Below are 18,174 nucleotides of genomic sequence, written 5' to 3'. Positions count from 1 at the left end.
GAATGTCTTTCACACCCCGCACGCCGCCATCCCGCCTCGTCGCCTCGCTCGCCATCTGCCTGACCGTGGCGCTCGTACTGTTCGTCCAGTTCCGCACCCAGATCTTCAACGGGTTCACGGTGCTGTACGGCGACCGCTACGACGCGGCGATCATGACGACAATCCTGGAGCACTGGTCCAACGTCGTGCACGGCAGGGCGCCGTGGTCGCAGCTGTATTATTTTTATCCTTATACGAAGACGCTCGGCCACACGGACGGCTACTTCCTGATCGGCCTGATCTACGCGCTCGTGCGCCCGCTCGGCTTCGATCCGTTCCTGACGACGGAGCTGACCAACATGGTGTTCAGGGCGATCGGCTTCGGGACGTTCTTTCTCGCCGCCCGACAGATCTTCCGCCTGCCGTTCTGGCTTGCGCTGTTCGCGGCGGCGCTGTTCGCCGCCAGTAACAGCCTGACGATCCATGGCCAGCGCCTGCAGCTCGCAAGTATCGCTTTTGCGCCCGTGCTCGCGCTGCTGATGTGGCATGCCGTGCGCGCGCTGTACGCCGGGCAGCGGCGCCGCTTCGTCGGCTTCGGCTGCGCGGCCGGCATCGTGCTCGGCGCGTGGAGCATCACGTGCTTCTACATGACGTGGTTCTTCATCTTCTTCACGACGTTCCTGCTGGCGTTCCTCGTCTACGGCATCGGCCGCGCCGGCCGCAAGACGCTCGGCCAGCACATCGTCGCGCACAAGGCCGGCGTGGCGATCGTCGCCGTGGTGACCGTCGTCGCGCTGCTGCCGCTGCTGACCGTCTACCTGGCGAAATCGCAGGAGACGGGCATGCGGCCCATCGACACCGTGTTGAGCAATACCGTCCCGCTGGCGGGCGTGCTGCAGGTCGGTAACGAGAACCTGCTGTTCGGGAAGATCTACAACCGCTTCCTCGCGTTCGCCGCACCCGGCTATGCGCCGAACGGCGAGTACTACAACACCGGGGTCGCGCCGCTGCTGTTCCTGCTGTTCGTGTTCGGCTGCATCCACGTGCTGCGCCGGCGGACGCGCGACGCGGCGCCCGTGGACACGCTGCTGCGCGCGGCCTGCCTCGCGGCGATCTGCACGTGGCTGCTGACGCTGAACGTGGGCGGGCACAGCGCCTGGTGGCTCGTCTACAAATTCTTCCCCGGTGCGCGCGCGCTGAGCGTCGTGTCGGCGTACCAGATGTTCCTGCTGTTCCCCGTCGTGCTGATCGCGGCGTATTATCTGTCGACGTTGAAGGTGCCGGCATCGATCTGGATCGTCCTCGTGCTGTTGCTGGGCGCCGAGGAAATCAACGACGGCTACATCGCGCTCGTGCGCGCCGACGAAGTCAAGCGCGTCGACGTGCCGGCGCCGCCGCCCGGCTGCACGGCGTTCTTCGTGTCCGGCTGGGCCCACCAGGCATTGGCGACGCCGATGTCGGAATGGATCAACAATCACTATGCGCACAACGTCAGCGCCATGCTGATCGGCGAACTGCACCAGATCCCGACGATCAACGGCGTGGCGTCGTTCAATCCGCCGGACTGGAACTTCGAGAATCCGAACGCGCCGGACTACACGAGCCGCATCCGCGCGTACGCGCAGCGCCACGCGGTGAACGGATTGTGCCGGCTCGACCTGGAGGCAAAGCGATGGGACCTGACGTGGTAACGGCGGCCGGCGGCGCGGCCGGCGTGGCGAACATGCTGCCTCCCGGACGCATCGCCGTCGTGATCCCGAGCTACCGGGTGACGCGCCACATCCTCGGCGTGATCGCCGGCATCGGCCCGGAAGTGACCCGTATCTACGTCGTCGACGACAAATGCCCGGACGGCTCCGGCGCGCTCGTGCGCAACAGCTGCGCCGATCCGCGCGTGCGCGTGCTCGAGCATGACGAGAACCAGGGCGTCGGCGGCGCCGTGATGACGGGCTACCGCGCGGCGATCGAGGACGGCATGGACGTCATCGTCAAGATCGACGGCGACGGCCAGATGGATCCGCGCCTCATCGCCAGGTTCGTCGCGCCGATCCTGCGTGGCGAAGCCGATTACAGCAAAGGCAACCGGTTCTTCGACCTCGAGCAGATCCGCGCGATGCCGACTGTGCGCCTCGTCGGGAACGCATTGTTGTCCCTGATGACCAAGCTGTCGTCAGGCTATTGGGACCTGTTCGATCCGACGAACGGCTTTACCGCGATCCATGCGGGTGTCGCGCGCCATCTGCCGTTCAACCGCATCAGCCGCCGTTATTTTTTCGAGACCGATATGCTGTTCCGGCTGAATACCCTGCACGCCGTCGTCGTCGATGTCCCGATGGATGCGCGCTACGGCGACGAAGTCAGCAATCTCAAGATATCGAAGATCGTGACCGAGTTCCTGGTGAAGCACAGCCGTAATTTCGTCAAACGCATTTTCTACAACTATTATTTGCGCACGATGTCGCTCGCCTCGATCGAATTGCCGGTCGGGCTTGCGCTGGTGGTGGTCGGCGCGGTGTACGGCATCGTGCACTGGATCGAATCGGCCCGTGCGGGCGTCGGAACGCCGGCCGGCACGGTCATGCTGGCGGCGTTGCCGATCCTGATGGGCGTGCAGCTGATTCTGGCATTCCTGGCGGACGACATCGCATCGGTGCCGAAGCGGCCGCTGCATAAAACGGCCGGCTACGAGCGACTGCCATGCAACGAGTGATGAAGGTTTCGCCGCAGTTCCTGGTGTTCGTCGCCGGCGGCGTATTGAGCACCCTGGTGGATATCGGTTTCCTGCAGTTGCTGCTGGCGAACGGGGTGGGGCCATTCGCCGCCACGACAACGGGATTCCTCGCGGGATTGGGTGTGAATTATGCGTTTCATGCCAGGGTGACCTTCAAGAATGTCACCACCCTGGGGACGTTGACGCGCTTTCTTTGCGTGGTCGGAATGAATTACCTGATCACACTGGCCTTCGTGGGGGCGTCGCTGATGTTGTTTCAGTTGCCGCTACCGGGAAAACTGATATCGTTGCCCGTGGTTGCAGTGAACGGTTTCTTCCTGAGTAAACATTGGATCTTCAAATGATGCAATTTGTTCCCATCGGGTTTGACCAGCCAACGCTCGCCGAGTACAGCGCCCTGTTTTCCGCCTGCTTTCCCGGTACGGACAAGTTCACGCCGGAGTACATCGCCTGGCTGTACGTGCAGAACCCGGATGGCAACGCGTTCGGATTCGATGCGCGCGAAGACGGTGTCCTTGCCGCGCACTATGTGTGCATTCCGGCGCAGGCGCGCATCGACGGGCGCACCGTCCGCGTGCTGCTGTCGCTGAATACGGCGACCCATCCCCGGTTCCAGGGACAAGGTTTGTTTACGAAGCTGGCGGCGATGACCTTCGACGCCGCCGCCGGCGCCGGGTTCGAAGGCGTCTATGGCGTGGCGAACGCCAACAGCACGCCGGGCTTCATTCGCAAGCTCGGATTCCAGCTCGTGCGTCCTCTCGAAGCGCTGGTCGGCGTCGGGCGCACCGGTGCGGTGGATGACAGCGCGCGGCCATGCGCGTTCGAGCGCCTGTGGACGACGCAGGCATTGGAATGGCGTTGCGCCAACCCGCATAATCCGGTGGCATGCCGCCGGCGCGGCGATGCGTGGCAATTCCATGCGCGTGCATTCGGGCCGTGGATCCACGCGTACGCGGAACTTGCCCTGCCCGCGGATATGTCGCCGGCGACCCCGGCAACCGGCGGCGCGCCCCTGTCGCCGTTCAGGCTCTATCTCGGCCTGTTGCCCGATGACGTCAAGCGGAAGGGCGGCTATGCCAGCATTCCGCAGCGCCTGCGTCCATCGCCGCTGAACCTCATCTACCGTTCGCTTGCAACGCCCGGAAGCCACCTGGACCACAAGCGCATCAATTTCTCGTTCCTCGATTTCGATGCCTATTGAGCCGCATCGCGCCGGATCCGTCGCGCTGTTCCTGTTTGCCCACCAGGACGACGAGTTCGGCGTGTTCCATGTGATCGAAGACTGCCGCCGGCGCGGGCAACGGGTCGTGTGCGCCTACCTGACGCGGGGGAACGCCGCCACCGGGCCACGTCGTAACGCCGAATCGACGCGGGTGCTCGCCAGTCTCGGTGTCGGACCGGACGACATCGTGTTCGCGGGCGACCAGCTGGGCATCGATGACGGGGCGCTGTACCTGGCGCTGGAGCGGGCGGATGCGTGGATCGGGCAATGGTTCTCTTCGTTCGAGACGATCGGGGCGATCCACGTCCTTGCATGGGAAGGCGGCCATCATGACCACGACGCGCTGCACGCGTTGGCAGCACAGGTCGCCAACCGGCTGGGTCTGCTCCCGCGCCTGCGCCAGTTTGCCCTGTACAACGGCTATCGCTGCCCCGGCCCCCTGTTCCGGGTGCTGGCGCCGCTGGCGGCGAATGGTCCCGTCGAGTCTTCCGCGATACCGCTGTCGCGGCGCCTTGCCTACTTGCGCCTGTGCCTGCGCTATCCATCGCAGTGGAAGACCTGGATCGGCCTGTTCCCGTTCGTGCTGCTCCATTACCTGATCGATGGACGGCAGACGTTGCAGCCCGTCCGTCTCGACCGGATCGAGGAGCGGCCCCATGCGGGCACGCTCTATTACGAGGCGCGCAATTTCTGCCGGTGGGAGCGCATGCAGGATCGTTTGCGCGCATGGCGGCGCCGGTGCGGCGCGTGATGCCGCGGATTCACGCCATGGAGCGGGACTGAATCAGGGCTTCGATGGCCGGCCAGGCCGGGTCCCCCGCGTGGACATCGTCGGCGAGCGCGACGAGGCTGCCCATCCAGGCCGGCACGTTCGCGGACAGCGGGTCGGCGGCGGCGAGATGCAGCGTGATGCCGTTCCGGTGCAAGTGGTCGAATAGGCCGTCTGCAACAGCCGCCTCGAGCGCATGCAGGTCGGCGCATGGGCACACGAGGACGTCACCCGTGCGCAGGTCGGCTACCCGCATGTCGGCGACATAGTCGGCGTCGATGCCGGGCAATTCGCTCGCACGGCGCGGCGCGTAACGATAATGCCACACCCCGCCTTGCGCACTGAGGAACACGGGAACGGCCTGCATGCCTGCCGGAGAAGCCTGCAGCAGCTCGCGCACCGGTCGGACATCGTCCATCCCGCTGACGTCGATCAGCAATTGCCGCGGCGCATCCGGCTTCGGCAGGGAAGCGAGGCTCGATGCCAGCGCAAGGAGCGTGGCGTCGTCCGCCGCCAGGGCCGGCATGGCGGCCAGCGCCTGCAGCAGTGCCTCCCGTGCGCGCGGCCGCACCGGCGCGCCCGTGCCGGCCAGCGCTTCGAGCGCGCGCAGCGCACGTCGCGCCGTGTTATCCCATGAGAATTTAGCAGCCTGCGTGCGCCCGTGCACGCGCAGGCGCGCGCCGAAGGCCGGATCGCCCAGGACCTCGGCCATCTTCGCGGCGATCGCTTCCGGCCGGCGCGGGTCGAACATCGCTTCCTCGAGCCCGATGACTTCCGGGATGCTGGTGCTGTTCGAACCGATCACCGGCGTGCCGCAGGCCATCGCCTCGAGCGCAGGCAGGCCAAAGCCTTCATGCAGGGAAGGGAAGACGAACAGCGCGGCGGCACCGTACAGGGCGATCAGCATGTCGTCGCTGACGTAGCCGGTCAGGATCAGTTCGTTCTTGGCCAGGCCATTCGACTGCGCATGCTTTTCGAGTTGCACGCGGTCGTGGTCGGTGAGGCGGCTGGCGATGAGCAATTGATGCCCTGCACGCAGATCGGCCGGCAGCAGGCCGTAGGCGGTAATCAGTCCGGGCAGGTTCTTGCGCGAATCGTAGCCGCCGGGCGCGCACATGACGAAAGGGCGGGTGATGCCGAAGCGCTGGCGCAGCGCGTCCAGTGCGTCGGCGGTCGGCTCGGCCGGCACGAAGCTTTCGTCCACAGCGGTCGAGATCGCCACTATCCGGTCCGGCGGCAGGTCGAGTGCGGCGATGGCTTCTTCACGCGCATAATCGGAAATCGCCAGCAGGCGCCCGGCGCGCCTGAGCGATTCGATCTTGCGCATGTAGCATTGCCGCTGCGCGGGCGAGCCCAGATAAACATCCTGGTTGAGCAGCGGAATCAGGTCATACAGGATGACGGCAGTCCGCGCACCGTCGATGAACGTGCCGACCGAACCGACGGCGTCGTCGACATAGCCTTCGAACAGGCTGGTCACCAGCACCACGTCCGGTTCCAGCAGGGCGATGAACTGTTCCCGGATCATCTCGGCGGCACGGCAGCGGGGCGCCGCGCGGCTGTCCATTTCGGCGACCCGGCCAGGCGGCTCGAAGACCCGGATGCGTTCCCGCGGCACGAGACCGGCAAAGCCGGCACGGACCGCCGCCACGGATTCGTCGAGTGCGCCATTCAATACCAGCCACACCTCGTGGTCGCCGGCATGGCGCAGGATGCCGCGCGTGAGCGCCATCGTATAGCGGCCGATGCCGCGGAAACGGCTGGCGGTCTGCGCGCCCTGCAGGTCGAGCACGATGCGCATCAGCGCGTCCTCGCCGCGAAATGCCGTTTCAATTCACGATACATGGCCTCCGTATCGGGCGACAGATCCCCGACGTCCTGCGGCACATGGGCGCGGCGCGGCGGTACGTCATGACGATGGAGTACGCCGTACAGGCGCGTCTGCAGGGCCGGGAAGCGCTCGAGCGCCGCGCGGGCCAGCCATTTCACGCGCGCCTGGCGCGTCAGGATCCGTACGCACCACAGTGCGGTCGCGCGCATTGCGCCCGCCAGGCCGGAACGCACCGGCTTTGCGCTCATGCCTGCGCTTGGTCCGCGTGCGCGCAATGCGGGCACGACTTGCCCACGATGTATTCCGGCGCCAGCTGCTGGCGCGGCGTCACGACGGCGCGGCAGGCGAAGCATTGCACGGTTTCCGTCGGCTCCAGCTTCGGGTTGAGCGCGGTGCGGTAGTCGAACACGAAGCAGTCGCCCGTGTAATGGTCGCCGCCCACTTCCTCGAAATATTTCAGGATGCCGCCGTCGAGCTGGTAGACGCGGTCGTAGCCGATGTTCTGCATGTGGATCGCGGCCTTTTCGCAGCGGATGCCGCCCGTGCAGAACGTGACGACGGTCTTGCCCTGGAGCTCATCCTTGTGCTTGGCGACGACCTCGGGGAACTCGCTGAACTTGTCGATGCGGTAGTCCAGCGTGTTGTCGAACGTGCCCACGTCGACTTCAAACGCGTTGCGGGTTTCCATCATGACGACGGGGACGCCATCGTCGTCGTGACCCTGGTCGAGCCAGCGCTTGAGCGTCTTCGGCGCCACGGACGGTGCGCGGCCCAGTTCCGGCTTGATCAGCGGCATGCGCATCGTGATGATTTCCTTCTTGATGCGGACGAGCATGCGGCGGTGCGGTTGTTCGTTCGACAGGCTTTCCTTCCACTCCAGGTCGGCCAGGCGCGCGTCGCTGCGGACCCACGCCAGATACTCGTCGATCGCTTCGCGCGGCCCGGACACGAACATATTGATGCCCTCCGGTGTCAGCAGGATGGTGCCCTTCAGGCCCAGCTCGTCGCACAGCGCCTGGTATTGCGGGCGCAGTTCGTCGAGGTTGTCCAGGGAGACGAATTTATAGGCGGCGATGTTGACGTGCATGATCGTAAAATACAGTGCGAAGCGGGGAACAAGCCGACTATTATAAGCCAGCAGCCGTCGAAAGAGCACGTCCGGCGCGCTTGTCAAGCCTCGCACCGTGCCTGGATGCAACCCTCAATTCCGGCCGTCCGGGGTAAAATGACAAGATGACTTCCCCGATCTTCACCCACCTCCGCGTCCATACCGAATACTCGATCGTCGACGGCCTCGTCCGTATTGACGACCTGGTGGCTGCCGCCGCCAAGGACCAGCAGCCCGCGGTGGGCGTCACCGACCTGGCCAACGCGTTCTGCCTCGTGCGCTTCTATAAAGCGGCGCGCGGCAAGGGCATCAAGCCGATCGTCGGGGTGGATGCGTGGATCACGAACGACGACAACCGCGACAAGCCGTTCCGCCTGCTCATCCTGTGCAAGAACAAGACCGGCTACCTGCAGCTGTGCGAACTGCTGTCGAAAGCGTGGCTCACGAACCAGTACAAGGGCCGGGCCGAGATCCGCGTCGAGTGGCTGGAAGCGCTGGCGACTTCCGTTTCCACGTTGGAGCCGGACGTGCCGCAGTCGAACGGCCTCATCGTGCTGTCGGGCGCGCAGTTCGGCGACATCGGCCAGGCCATCGACAACGGCGACCTGGACAAGGCGGAAGCGTGCGCGCGCCGCTGGGCGCAGATCTTCCCCGGCCATTTCTATGTCGAGATCCAGCGTGCCGGCCAGCAGAACCAGGAACAGCAGGTGCGCCATTCGGTGGCGCTGGCGAACCGCCTGGGGCTGCCCGTCGTCGCGACGCACCCCGTGCAATTCATCAGCAAGGACGAATTCATCGCGCACGAGGCGCGCGTCTGTATCGCCGAGGGCGAGATGCTGGCGAACGCCAAGCGCGTGCGCCGCTTCAACGAAGGCATGTGCTTCAAGTCGCAGGCCGAGATGGCGGAACTGTTCAAGGACTTGCCGGGCGCGTTGGCCAACTCCGTGGAGATCGCCAAGCGCTGCAACGTCACGCTGACGCTCGGCAAGCCGCAGCTGCCGAACTTCCCGACGCCGGGCATGACGATCGACGAATTCCTCGTCGCGGAAACGAAGAAGGGGCTGGAAGAGCGCCTCATCGAGCTGTATCCGAACGAGGAACAGCGCGAGAAGGAGCGGCCGCGCTACGAGGCGCGCCTGGAGTTCGAGAACAACACCATCATCAAGATGAAGTTCCCGGGCTACTTCCTCATCGTGGCGGAGTTCATCCAGTGGGGCAAGAACAACGGCGTGCCGATCGGTCCGGGCCGCGGTTCGGGCGCGGGTTCGCTCGTCGCGTACGCGCTGAAGATCACCGACCTCGATCCGCTGAAATACAACCTGCTGTTCGAGCGCTTCCTGAACCCGGAACGCGTCTCGATGCCCGACTTCGACATCGACTTCTGCCAGGAAAAGCGAGAGTTGGTGATCCAGCACGTGAAGGACCTGTACGGCCGCGACGCCGTGTCGCAGATCGCCACGTTCGGTACGATGGCCGCGAAGGGCGCGATCCGCGACGTGGGCCGCGTGCTCGATTTCGGCTACAACTTCTGCGACGGCATCTCGAAGCTGATCCCGTTCAAGCCGGGCAAGCAGGTGTCGATCGCCGAGGCGATCGAAGAAGAGCCGATGCTGAAGGAACGCCTCGAGAACGAGGAAGAGGTGAAGCAGCTGATCGAGCTCGCGCAGCAGGTCGAAGGCATCACCCGCAACATCGGCATGCACGCGGGCGGCGTGCTGATCGCGCCGGGCAAATTGACGGACTTCTGCCCGCTGTACACGCAGGGCGGCGATGCGGGTGTCGTGTCGCAGTACGACAAGGACGACGTGGAGGCCGCCGGCCTCGTGAAGTTCGACTTCCTGGGCCTGACCACGCTGACCATCCTCGACCGCGCCGTCAACTACATCCGCGCGCTCGACCCGGCCGACAAGGATTTCGACCTGTCCAAGCTGCCGCTGACGGACCGGCCCACGTACAAATTGCTGACGGATGCGAAGACCGTCGCCGTGTTCCAGCTTGAAAGCCGCGGCATGCAGGGCATGCTGAAGGATGCGCGGCCCGACCGCTTCGAGGACATCATCGCGCTCGTGGCGCTGTACCGTCCGGGCCCGATGGACCTGATCCCGGACTTCTGCAAACGGAAACACGGCGAGAAGTTCGACTATCCCGATCCGCGCACCGAATCCATTCTCTCGGAGACCTACGGCATCATGGTCTACCAGGAGCAGGTGATGCAGATGGCGCAGATCGTCGGCGGCTACTCGCTGGGCGGCGCGGACATGCTGCGTCGCGCGATGGGCAAGAAGAAGGCCGAGGAGATGGCCGAGCACCGCGCGATCTTCCGCGCCGGCGCCGCGAAGGACGGGCTGACGACGGAAAAGGCCGACGAGATCTTCGACTTGATGGAGAAGTTCGCGGGCTACGGCTTCAACAAGTCGCACGCGGCCGCGTACGCGCTGCTGTCGTACCACACGGCGTACCTGAAGGTCCACCACACCGCCGCGTTCATGGCAGCCAACATGTCGCTCGCGATGGAAGACACGGACAAGATCAAGATCCTCGTCGAGGACTCGATCGACATGTGCGGCCTGACGATCCTGCCGCCCGACGTCAACGAATCGCAGTTCCGCTTCACGCCGGAAGGCCCACCGCCGTCCGTCACGGGCAAGCCCGTGAAAAACATCCGCTACGGCCTCGGTGGCGTGAAGGGCGCGGGGCAGGGCGCCATCGAGGCGATCATCGCGGCGCGCGAGTCCGGCGGCAAGTTCAAGGACTTGTTCGACTTCTGCAAGCGCGTCGACCGCAAGCAGATCAACCGCCGCACGGTCGAATCGCTGATCCGCGCGGGCGCGATGGATTGCTTCGGCGTCGACCGCGCCGTGCTGCTCGCGTCCGTCGCGTTCGCCGTCGAAGTGGCCGACCAGGCGGCAGCCTCCGCGAACCAGGTGAGCCTGTTCGGCGGCGACGATTCCGACCTCGTCGCGCCGCCCGACTACGTGAAGGCGACCCCGTGGACGGACCGCCAGAAGCTGTCCGAGGAAAAGACGGCGCTGGGCTACTACCTGTCGGGCCATATGTTCGACTCGTACGCGGCCGAGGTGCGCCGCTTCGCCAAGACGAAACTGAAGGACCTGGAACCGTCGCGCGACCCCCGCATGCTGTGCGGCGTGATCACGGGCGTGCGCACGCAGCTCACGCAGCGCGGCAAGATCCTGATCGTCTCGCTGGACGACAAGTCCGGCGTCGTCGAGGTCACGATCTATAACGAGTTGTTCGAGCAGCACAAGAACGTTTTCCGCGAGGACGAATTCCTGCTCGTCGTGGGCAAGGTGTCGGAAGACCGCTTCAACGGCGGCCTGCGCATCACCGCGGAGAAGGTGTTCGACATCGCGACCGCGCGCATCCAGTACGGCCACAAGCTGGAGATGGACGTCGCGTGCACGATCCCGCCGGCGAAGCTGGCCGAGATCCTGCAGCCGTACCGCCACGAACACGGCCTCCCGGTCAGCCTGCGCGTGACGCCGCAGGGCATCCCGTGCATCCTGCAACTGGGCGATGCGTGGAGAGTGGCGCCGTCGGACGAGTTGAAATATGCGCTCGAGTTGCAGCTCGGCGCGAAGGACGTCGCGGTCGAGTATTGATCAAGCCGCGTTGACGCATGGTGGGCGGAGGCCGCCCACCCTACGGCATGTATTCGCGATCGCGACCAAAACAATCGTAGGGTGGGCACCCCGTGCCCACCTTTGCTACGGCATGTATTCACGATCGCGACCAAAACAATCGTAGGGTGGGCACCCCGTGCCCACCTTTGCTACGGCATGTATTCACGATCGCGACCAAAACAATCGTAGGGTGGGCACCCCGTGCCCACCTTTGCGCGCATGACACATTATGAACAGGCAAGACGTTTTGCCAACTGTGTTGTACGGCCGCCGCTCCCACATGGCTGAATCTTAATTATTTAGGCGTAATTGCATTCCTGCCATTGGCGTTTGCCCACGCCCGGCGAAATATATTGGTTAGCGGAAATTTCTCCGCGTTGTAAAAGCCAGGACGACGGCGCTGACCACTATGAAAATTACATTTCGCCAAAAACTTTTCCTTCCCTTACTCATCAGCTGGATCTGCCTGCTCGCCGTGTTCACCGTGAACGCCGTGCAGAGCCGTGCCCTGCGCCTCGAGGAGCGCAAGATCCAGTTGTCGAATGCCGGCGAGATCGCCGCCTCCATCGCCAAGGACTACGCGGCCCTGGCCGCCGCCGGCACGCTGCCTCTCGACGAGGCGAAGAAGCAGGCGCTGGCGCGCACGCGCGCGCTGCGTTTCGGCACGAGCGGCTACCTCGTCGTCTACGACGACAAGAACGTCCTGATGCACCCGATCAAGCAGGAGCTGGTCGGCACGGCCATCGACCAGACCGTCGATCCGGAAGGCCACAAGCCTTACGTGGACGGCATCGCCGCCACCCAGGCGAGCGGCGGCGGCTTCGTCAGCTACCTGTGGGCCAAGCCGGGTTCGGACAAGCCGGAGCCCAAGCTGACCTATATCGCCGCGTACAAACCGTGGGGCTGGTACCTCATGACGGGCCTGTACATCGACGACCTGGACCACGCCTTCCGCGCCCAGCTCGCAGGTGCGGCCGCATGGCTGGCCGTGATCGGCGCGCTGCTGACGGCCATCGTGTGGTTCGTCGTGCGCAGCGTGGAGCGCTCGATCGGCGGCGACCCGGAGGCTGCCGTCGACGTGGCGCAACGCATCGCGGCAGGCGACCTCGGCATGGACGTGCCGGTGCGCGCCGGTCTTGATGCCAGCCTGATGGCCGCCATGAAGCGCATGCGCGACGCGCTGGCCGGCATCGTCGGCGACGTGCGCGCCGGCACGGACTTGATTGCCACGGCATCGCGCGAGATCGCCAGCGGCAACCTCGACTTGTCGAGCCGCACGGAAGAACAGGCCAGTTCGCTCGAAGAGACGGCCGCGTCGATGGAGGAACTCACGTCGACCGTGAAGCACACCGCCGAGAACGCGCGCGCAGCGAGCCGGCTGGCCGATTCCGCCGCCGAGGTGGCGGGGCGCGGCGGCGCCGTCGTCGCGCGCGTCGTCGATACGATGGGGGCGATCAACGATTCGTCGAAGAAGATCGTCGACATCATCACCGTCATCGACGGCATCGCGTTCCAGACGAACATCCTGGCGCTGAACGCGGCCGTCGAGGCCGCGCGCGCGGGCGAACAGGGCCGCGGCTTTGCCGTCGTCGCGGGCGAAGTGCGTACGCTGGCCCAGCGGTCCGCCGCCGCGGCCAAGGAAATCAAGGCGCTGATCGGCGATTCCGTCGCCCGCGTCGACGACGGCGCCAGGCTCGTCGGGGAGGCGGGCGCCACGATGCAGGAGATCGTGGCCAGCGTGAACAAGGTCAGCACGATGATCGGCGCCATCAGCAACGCCACGCAGGAACAGGGCGAAGGCATCGAGCACGTCAACCAGGCCATCGCCCAGATGGACCAGGTGACGCAGCAGAACGCCTCGCTCGTCGAGGAAGCGGCCGCGGCGTCGGAAGCGATGCAGGACCAGGCCGCGAAGCTGGCCCAGGTGGTGAGCGTCTTCCGGATCGAGGCGCAGGCCCCGGCCCGGGCCCGTGCGGCCGCTACGCGGCCGGTTGCGCGTGCTCGCGCAACCCGATCGTTGCCTGCGTAACCTTGCTCGCAGCGCGCTCCAGGACCACGTTGCGGTTGCTCGTTTCCTGGTCGCGCTGCGCCTCGCGGTGCCACAGGTGGAACACCTCGGTGGCGAAAGCGCCGTCCTTGCGCATCACGCCTGAGTGGAACAGGCGCACGACGAGGTCGGAATCCTCGTGGCCCCAGCCCGTGAAGCTCTCGTCGAAACCGTTGACCCGGTCCAGGTCGCTGCGCCAGACGGCCAGGTTGCAGCTCTTGATGCGCCGCCAGGAGAACTTGCGCGACGTGCGTCCCGCGTCGGGCCAGCGCAACCCCAGCGGCTGCAGGGTCTTGTTCAGGTCGCCGTGCAGGCGCCACCGCAGGCGCGTGAGCGGGGACGCGGCGCCGACGTCGATCCCATCCTGCAATACGCGGCGCGTCAGCGCTTCCGACATCAGGATGCGGCTGCCCGACACGAGGTAGCCGGGCTGCGACAGTGCGCGATGACGGGCGATGAAGTCGCGCTGCGGGACGCAGTCGCCGTCCAGGAAGATGATGTATTCGCCGCTGGCCGCCAGTGTGCCGCGGTTGCGCGCCATGGCGGCGCGAAAGCCCTCGTCGGGTTGCCAGACGTGGCGCAGGCGCACGGGCGCGTCCGCCGCGAGCCGCTCGACGCAGGCAACCGTGTTGGCAGTCGAGCCGTCATCAGCGATAATGATTTCAAAATTCTTGTCGTTCTGCACGAAGCATGCCCGCACCACCGCCTCCAGCGCATCTGGCCGGTTGTAGGTGGTGATCACGACCGAGATAGTCTGTGCGTGACGCATAAGGTCCAGTGTACACTGCCGTATTCAGGGGCGTGAGTATCCCACAAGAACATCGATGAACAGTAATCCGACGTACATGCGGGCGCCGATGCGGATCTGGGTCGGCGCCCTGGCCTTCCTGTTGCCGTTTTCGAGCCTCGTCACCTCGCCCGGCGTCAGCGCTGCGAGTTTCCTCTTCCTGGCCACCGCCTTGATCACCTTCAAACCGTGCCGTGACGCGCTCGCGCGCCATTGGGCACAGGTACGCGGGGTCGTGCTAGCCTTTCTCCTGTACTTCCTGTTTATCCTCGCGTGCATGCTGTTGCGTGGCGAAAAGATGAGCGTGCTGGAAAAACCGCTGCGCATGCTGCTGGCGGCAAGCGCGCTGGCTCTCGTCGTGGCCGTGCGCGCGCCGCGCCGGGCGCTGTGGTGGGGGGCGAGCGCGGGTGCGGTGGCGGCGCTGCCATTCATCGCCTGGCAGCGTTTCGTGCTGCATGTCGACCGGCCAGGCGGGCTCATCAATTCGATCACGTTCGGCGACCTCGCGCTCGTGCTGGCGCTGCTGGCGCTGGCCGGCGCGATCGACATGCGCGACCGGGCGCGCGACGCCTTGCTGGCCGGCATGGCCGCGCTGGCGGGCCTCGTGGCGTCCGTATTGACGGGCACCCGCGGCGGCTGGACGGCCCTCGTGTTGATGGCGCTCGTGCTGGGGCGCCACGTGGTTGCGATCGACAGCCGCCGCGTGCGTGCGCTGCTGGCCGGCGGCGTGGCCTTGCTGGCGACCGCCTGGTTCGCGCCGGCGCTGGGGGTGCAGCAGCGTTTCGCCGAAGGCGTCAGCGATGCGCGGATCTGGTACGAGGGCGGCAACGTGTGGACTAACGTCGGCACCCGGCTTGAATTGTGGAAAGGTGCTGCCATGTTGATCCGCGAGCACCCGCTGCTGGGCATGGACTTCGACGCGTGTCGCGCGCGCCTGGCCGAGTATGCGCACATGGGCCGGCTCGACCCGATGGTGCTGCAGCTGCCGCACCTGCATAATGACGGGCTGCAGGCGCTGGCGACGGGCGGCGCGGTGGGTTTTTCGTTCTGGGCCGCCACCTTGGCCGCGCCGCTGCTGTTCTTCCTGCGCGCGCTGCGCGACGGCACGCGCGCCCCGCAGTTCGCCGCCGCGCTGGGCGGCGCGATGGTCGTGCTCGGGTACGTCGGTTTCGGGCTGACGGAAGTGATCTTCTGGTCGATGAAGGGCAGTCTGTTCTATGCGCTCATGGTGTTCCTCATCATGGGCTTCTGTTTGAACGCGAAAGAAAAAATTGGATAACAGTGTCATCATCAAGCGCCTGTGGGCGATCCTGAAACCATATCGCGGACGCGCGTTCCTGTCGCTGCTCGCGATGGCGTTGACGGCCGCCACGCAGCCGCTGCTGGGCGAGGCCCTGAAGCTGTTGATGGACAAGGGCTTCAAGCACAAGGTGCCGTTCAGCCTGTGGTGGATCCCGGGCGTGCTCGTGTCGATCTTCGTCCTGCGCGGCATCGGCACGTTCGCCACGGCCTACTACAACAACTGGGTCCTCTCGCGCGTCCTGAACGACTTGCGCGCCCAGGCGTTCGAACGCCTGCTGCGCCTGCCCGTGGCGCGCTTCCACGAAGAGTCGACGGGCAAGGTGATCAACACCGTCGTCGGCGACGTGCGCCAGGTCGTGGACATGATCAACTCCGTGTTCATCTCGTTCGTGCGCGACGTGCTCGTCGTGGTCGGCCTGCTCGGCTCGCTGCTGTGGCTGAACTGGATGCTGACGCTCGTCGCCATCGTCGTCGTGCCCCTCACGGCCGTGATCGTGCGCACGACGAGCAAGCGGTTGCGCCACCTGAACCGCGAGAACACGCGCGTGACGGGCGAGATGACGCAGGTCGTGGAGGAAGCCGCGCGCGGCCACCAGGTGATCCGCGTGTTCTCGGGCGAACGGTACGAGAGCCGCCGCTTCTTCCAGCGCAGCGAGGCGCTGCGCGGCTTTTCCCAGCGCATGACGGTCGCGTTCGCGGCGACGACGCCCGTCACGCAGATCGCCACGTCGATCTCGCTGTCGGTCGTCGTCGTGCTGGCGCTGAAGGCCGACATGACGGTCGGCGAATTCACCCAGTTCGTCACGTTGATGCTGATGCTGCTGACGCCGCTGAAGGCGCTGGCCGAGGTGAACGGCCCCATGCAGCGCGGCATCGCCGCCGCGGAAATCGTGTTCGAGCTGATCGACGCGCCCGTCGAGCACGACCCGGGCACGCGCACCATCGAGCGCGCGCAGGGCCACGTGCGTTTCGAACACGTCAAGTTCCGCTATCCGAACACGCAGGCGCTGGCGCTGGACGATGTCTCGCTCGACGTCAAGCCGGGCCAGACCGTCGCGCTGGTGGGCATGTCGGGCGGCGGCAAGTCGACGTTCGTAAGCCTCGTCACGCGTTTCTACGAACCGGAGTCGGGCCGCATCCTGCTGGACGGCGTGCCGTACCAGGACATCAGGATGGCGTCGCTGCGCGCCCAGCTGGCGCTCGTGAGCCAGAACGTCGTGCTGTTCGACGACACGCTGCGGGCCAATATCGCGTACGGCGTCGAGCACGTCGACGAGGCGCGCCTGCAGGCCGCCATCCGTGCCGCGCACCTGGCCGACGTCGTCGCGCGCCTGCCGGAAGGTGTCGACACGATCATCGGCGAGAACGGCATGCGCCTGTCGGGCGGCCAGCGCCAGCGCGTGGCGATCGCGCGCGCCATCTACAAGGATGCGCCGATCCTGATCCTGGACGAGGCCACGTCGGCGCTGGACAACGAGTCGGAACGCGCCGTGCAGGCCGCCCTCGAGACCCTCATGGCCGGCCGCACCACGTTCGTGATCGCGCACCGCCTGTCGACCATCGAGGGCGCCGACCTGATCGTCGTGATGGAGCACGGCCGCATCGTCGAGCAGGGCACGCACGAGCAACTGCTGGCGAAGGGCGGCATGTACGCGAACCTGTACCGCCTGCAGTTTTCCACGGTGGTGGAAGAGACATGAACGGGAAGGCGCGCACGCTCGTCATCTCGCCGAACTGGATCGGCGATGCCGTGATGGCCCAGCCGCTGCTGCGCCTTCTCAAGCAGGCGCATCCGGATCGCGCGATCGACGTGCTGGCGCCGCCGCACGTGGTGCCCGTGTGGCGCCGCATCCGCGAGGCCGACGAGATCCTCGCGACGCCGTTCCGCCACCGCGCTCTGCAGCTCGGCGAACGGTGGCGTTGCGCGCGCATGCTCGCGGCGCGCGGCTACGCCGACGCCTACGTGCTGCCGAACACGCTGAAATATGCGCTGATCCCGTGGCTCGCGGGCATCGGCCGCCGCGTCGGCTACAAGGGCGAGATGCGCTACGGGATGATAAACGTGATGCACCACGACGACCATCCGCCCCGGTCGATGGTGCCGTTCTATGCGGCCCTCGCGCGCGCGCCCGGACCGGCGGGCAAGGCGGTGCGCCCGAGCCTTGCCGTCGGGGGCGACGAGATGGCGCAGGTGGGACAGCGCCTCGGCGTCGACCGGGCGCGTCCCCTCGTCGCATTCGCGCCGGGGGCGGAATTCGGCAGCGCCAAGCGCTGGCCGCCCGCCTACTACGGCGCGCTGGCGGCCAGCGTGGCCGCTGCCGTGCCGGGTGTGCAGCTGGTGCTGCTCGGTTCCCCGAACGACCGCGACACGTGCGAGCAGGTGCAGCGCCACGCGGGCGCGGCCGCGTCCAGCGTGCTGAACCTGGCCGGCCAGACGTCGCTGGACGAGGCCATCGTCCTGCTGGCGACGGCGCGCGCCGTCGTCTCGAACGATTCCGGGCTGATGCACATCGCTTCCGCGCTGAACCGTCCCGTCGTGGCCTTGTACGGCTCGACGGACCCGGACTATGCGCCGCCACTGTCGGACGTGGCGCGCGCCGTGTCGCTGCGCCTGGCATGCTCGCCATGCCGCAAGCGCGAGTGCCCGCTGGGGCACCACGATTGCATGAACCGGATGAGTGTCGACAGCGTGTGGAGCGAGCTGGCGCCGATGCTGGTGCCGCAGCGCGACAGCGCGGTCAGGGCGTGACGCCGACA

The 18,174-nt window shown here is 66.1% G+C and carries 14 protein-coding genes; 10 read left to right on the top strand and 4 right to left on the bottom strand.

Going from position 1 to position 18,174, the window contains the following annotated elements; translation table 11 throughout:
- The first annotated feature begins 2 nt into the window (after nucleotides 1–2).
- The 5 genes from HAV22_RS28480 to HAV22_RS28460 are packed head-to-tail and all read left to right on the top strand — an operon-like array spanning nucleotide 3 to nucleotide 4,683.
- Nucleotides 3–1,670: a hypothetical protein gene (locus HAV22_RS28480; protein WP_166864440.1), complete on the top strand. Its 1,668-nt coding sequence runs from the start codon at nucleotides 3–5 to the stop codon at nucleotides 1,668–1,670.
- 32 nt (nucleotides 1,671–1,702) lie between these two features.
- Nucleotides 1,703–2,689 (top strand): glycosyltransferase family 2 protein, encoded by a 987-nt coding sequence (locus HAV22_RS28475; protein WP_166864509.1) that lies wholly within the window; start codon nucleotides 1,703–1,705, stop codon nucleotides 2,687–2,689.
- Nucleotides 2,677–3,054: a GtrA family protein gene (locus HAV22_RS28470; RefSeq protein WP_166864435.1), complete on the top strand. Its 378-nt coding sequence runs from the start codon at nucleotides 2,677–2,679 to the stop codon at nucleotides 3,052–3,054. Before HAV22_RS28475 ends, HAV22_RS28470 begins: the two co-directional genes overlap by 13 nt.
- On the top strand, nucleotides 3,051–3,911 hold the full coding sequence (locus tag HAV22_RS28465) for a GNAT family N-acetyltransferase (RefSeq protein WP_166864432.1): 861 nt from the start codon (nucleotides 3,051–3,053) through the stop codon (nucleotides 3,909–3,911). Before HAV22_RS28470 ends, HAV22_RS28465 begins: the two co-directional genes overlap by 4 nt.
- A complete protein-coding gene (locus HAV22_RS28460; RefSeq protein WP_166864429.1) occupies nucleotides 3,901–4,683 on the top strand; it encodes a PIG-L deacetylase family protein in 783 nt (260 codons plus the stop codon). The genes HAV22_RS28465 and HAV22_RS28460 overlap by 11 nt, the downstream gene beginning before the upstream one ends.
- Before the next feature lie 10 nt (nucleotides 4,684–4,693).
- Here the strand turns inward: HAV22_RS28460 and HAV22_RS28455 are convergent, their stop codons facing one another.
- From HAV22_RS28455 to HAV22_RS28445, 3 genes are read right to left on the bottom strand one after another with little or no spacing between them, the layout of a single operon-like run.
- Entirely contained in the window at nucleotides 4,694–6,502 is a 1,809-nt protein-coding gene (locus HAV22_RS28455; RefSeq protein ID WP_166864428.1) for a glycosyltransferase family 4 protein, read from the bottom strand.
- A complete protein-coding gene (locus HAV22_RS28450) occupies nucleotides 6,502–6,780 on the bottom strand; it encodes a hypothetical protein (RefSeq protein ID WP_166864425.1) in 279 nt (92 codons plus the stop codon). Before HAV22_RS28450 ends, HAV22_RS28455 begins: the two co-directional genes overlap by 1 nt.
- Entirely contained in the window at nucleotides 6,777–7,622 is an 846-nt protein-coding gene (locus tag HAV22_RS28445) for a sulfurtransferase (RefSeq protein WP_443098494.1), read from the bottom strand. Before HAV22_RS28445 ends, HAV22_RS28450 begins: the two co-directional genes overlap by 4 nt.
- 143 nt (nucleotides 7,623–7,765) lie before the next feature.
- On the opposite strand from HAV22_RS28445, the gene dnaE reads away from it, so the two are divergent.
- Nucleotides 7,766–11,260, top strand: a complete 3,495-nt coding sequence (dnaE, locus tag HAV22_RS28440) for a DNA polymerase III subunit alpha (RefSeq protein WP_166864419.1) — start codon at nucleotides 7,766–7,768, stop codon at nucleotides 11,258–11,260.
- A 430-nt stretch (nucleotides 11,261–11,690) separates the two neighbouring features.
- On the top strand, nucleotides 11,691–13,310 hold the full coding sequence (locus HAV22_RS28435) for a methyl-accepting chemotaxis protein (RefSeq protein WP_166864417.1): 1,620 nt from the start codon (nucleotides 11,691–11,693) through the stop codon (nucleotides 13,308–13,310).
- On the opposite strand, the gene HAV22_RS28430 is transcribed toward HAV22_RS28435, so the two are convergent.
- Complete coding sequence (locus tag HAV22_RS28430) at nucleotides 13,261–14,070, bottom strand: glycosyltransferase family 2 protein (protein WP_371869770.1); 810 nt, start codon at nucleotides 14,068–14,070, stop codon at nucleotides 13,261–13,263. The genes HAV22_RS28435 and HAV22_RS28430 overlap by 50 nt on opposite strands.
- Nucleotides 14,071–14,152: 82 nt before the next feature.
- Between HAV22_RS28430 and HAV22_RS28425 the strand changes: the two genes are divergently transcribed.
- Genes HAV22_RS28425 through waaF form a run of 3 tightly spaced genes read left to right on the top strand, consistent with a single transcriptional unit; the run spans nucleotide 14,153 to nucleotide 18,166 of the window.
- Nucleotides 14,153–15,394: an O-antigen ligase family protein gene (locus HAV22_RS28425; RefSeq protein ID WP_166864412.1), complete on the top strand. Its 1,242-nt coding sequence runs from the start codon at nucleotides 14,153–14,155 to the stop codon at nucleotides 15,392–15,394.
- Nucleotides 15,387–17,117 carry a lipid A export permease/ATP-binding protein MsbA gene (msbA, locus tag HAV22_RS28420; RefSeq protein WP_166864409.1) on the top strand — a complete coding sequence of 577 codons (1,731 nt, stop codon included), beginning with the start codon at nucleotides 15,387–15,389 and terminating at the stop codon, nucleotides 17,115–17,117. The genes HAV22_RS28425 and msbA overlap by 8 nt, the downstream gene beginning before the upstream one ends.
- Entirely contained in the window at nucleotides 17,114–18,166 is a 1,053-nt protein-coding gene (gene waaF / locus HAV22_RS28415; protein ID WP_166864406.1) for a lipopolysaccharide heptosyltransferase II, read from the top strand. Before msbA ends, waaF begins: the two co-directional genes overlap by 4 nt.
- Nucleotides 18,167–18,174 lie beyond the last annotated feature (8 nt).

The sequence above is a fragment of the Telluria antibiotica genome, assembly GCF_011682055.1.
Taxonomy (GTDB): Bacteria; Pseudomonadota; Gammaproteobacteria; order Burkholderiales; family Burkholderiaceae_D; genus Telluria; species Telluria antibiotica.
Note: the sequence above shows the minus strand (reverse complement) of the source record. Positions and strands in the feature narration are given on the sequence as shown.

Bases quoted from the DNA above. Each gene is read 5' to 3' on its own strand.
- dnaE (WP_166864419.1), top strand. From the start codon at position 7,766: ATGACTTCCCCGATCTTCACCCACCTCCGCGTCCATACCGAATACTCG.
- HAV22_RS28475 (WP_166864509.1), top strand. From the start codon at position 1,703: ATGCTGCCTCCCGGACGCATCGCCGTCGTGATCCCGAGCTACCGGGTG.
- HAV22_RS28450 (WP_166864425.1), bottom strand. From the start codon at position 6,780: ATGAGCGCAAAGCCGGTGCGTTCCGGCCTGGCGGGCGCAATGCGCGCG.
- HAV22_RS28435 (WP_166864417.1), top strand. From the start codon at position 11,691: ATGAAAATTACATTTCGCCAAAAACTTTTCCTTCCCTTACTCATCAGC.
- waaF (WP_166864406.1), top strand. From the start codon at position 17,114: ATGAACGGGAAGGCGCGCACGCTCGTCATCTCGCCGAACTGGATCGGC.
- HAV22_RS28470 (WP_166864435.1), top strand. From the start codon at position 2,677: ATGCAACGAGTGATGAAGGTTTCGCCGCAGTTCCTGGTGTTCGTCGCC.
- HAV22_RS28425 (WP_166864412.1), top strand. From the start codon at position 14,153: ATGAACAGTAATCCGACGTACATGCGGGCGCCGATGCGGATCTGGGTC.
- HAV22_RS28465 (WP_166864432.1), top strand. From the start codon at position 3,051: ATGATGCAATTTGTTCCCATCGGGTTTGACCAGCCAACGCTCGCCGAG.
- HAV22_RS28455 (WP_166864428.1), bottom strand. From the start codon at position 6,502: ATGCGCATCGTGCTCGACCTGCAGGGCGCGCAGACCGCCAGCCGTTTC.
- HAV22_RS28480 (WP_166864440.1), top strand. From the start codon at position 3: ATGTCTTTCACACCCCGCACGCCGCCATCCCGCCTCGTCGCCTCGCTC.
- HAV22_RS28460 (WP_166864429.1), top strand. From the start codon at position 3,901: ATGCCTATTGAGCCGCATCGCGCCGGATCCGTCGCGCTGTTCCTGTTT.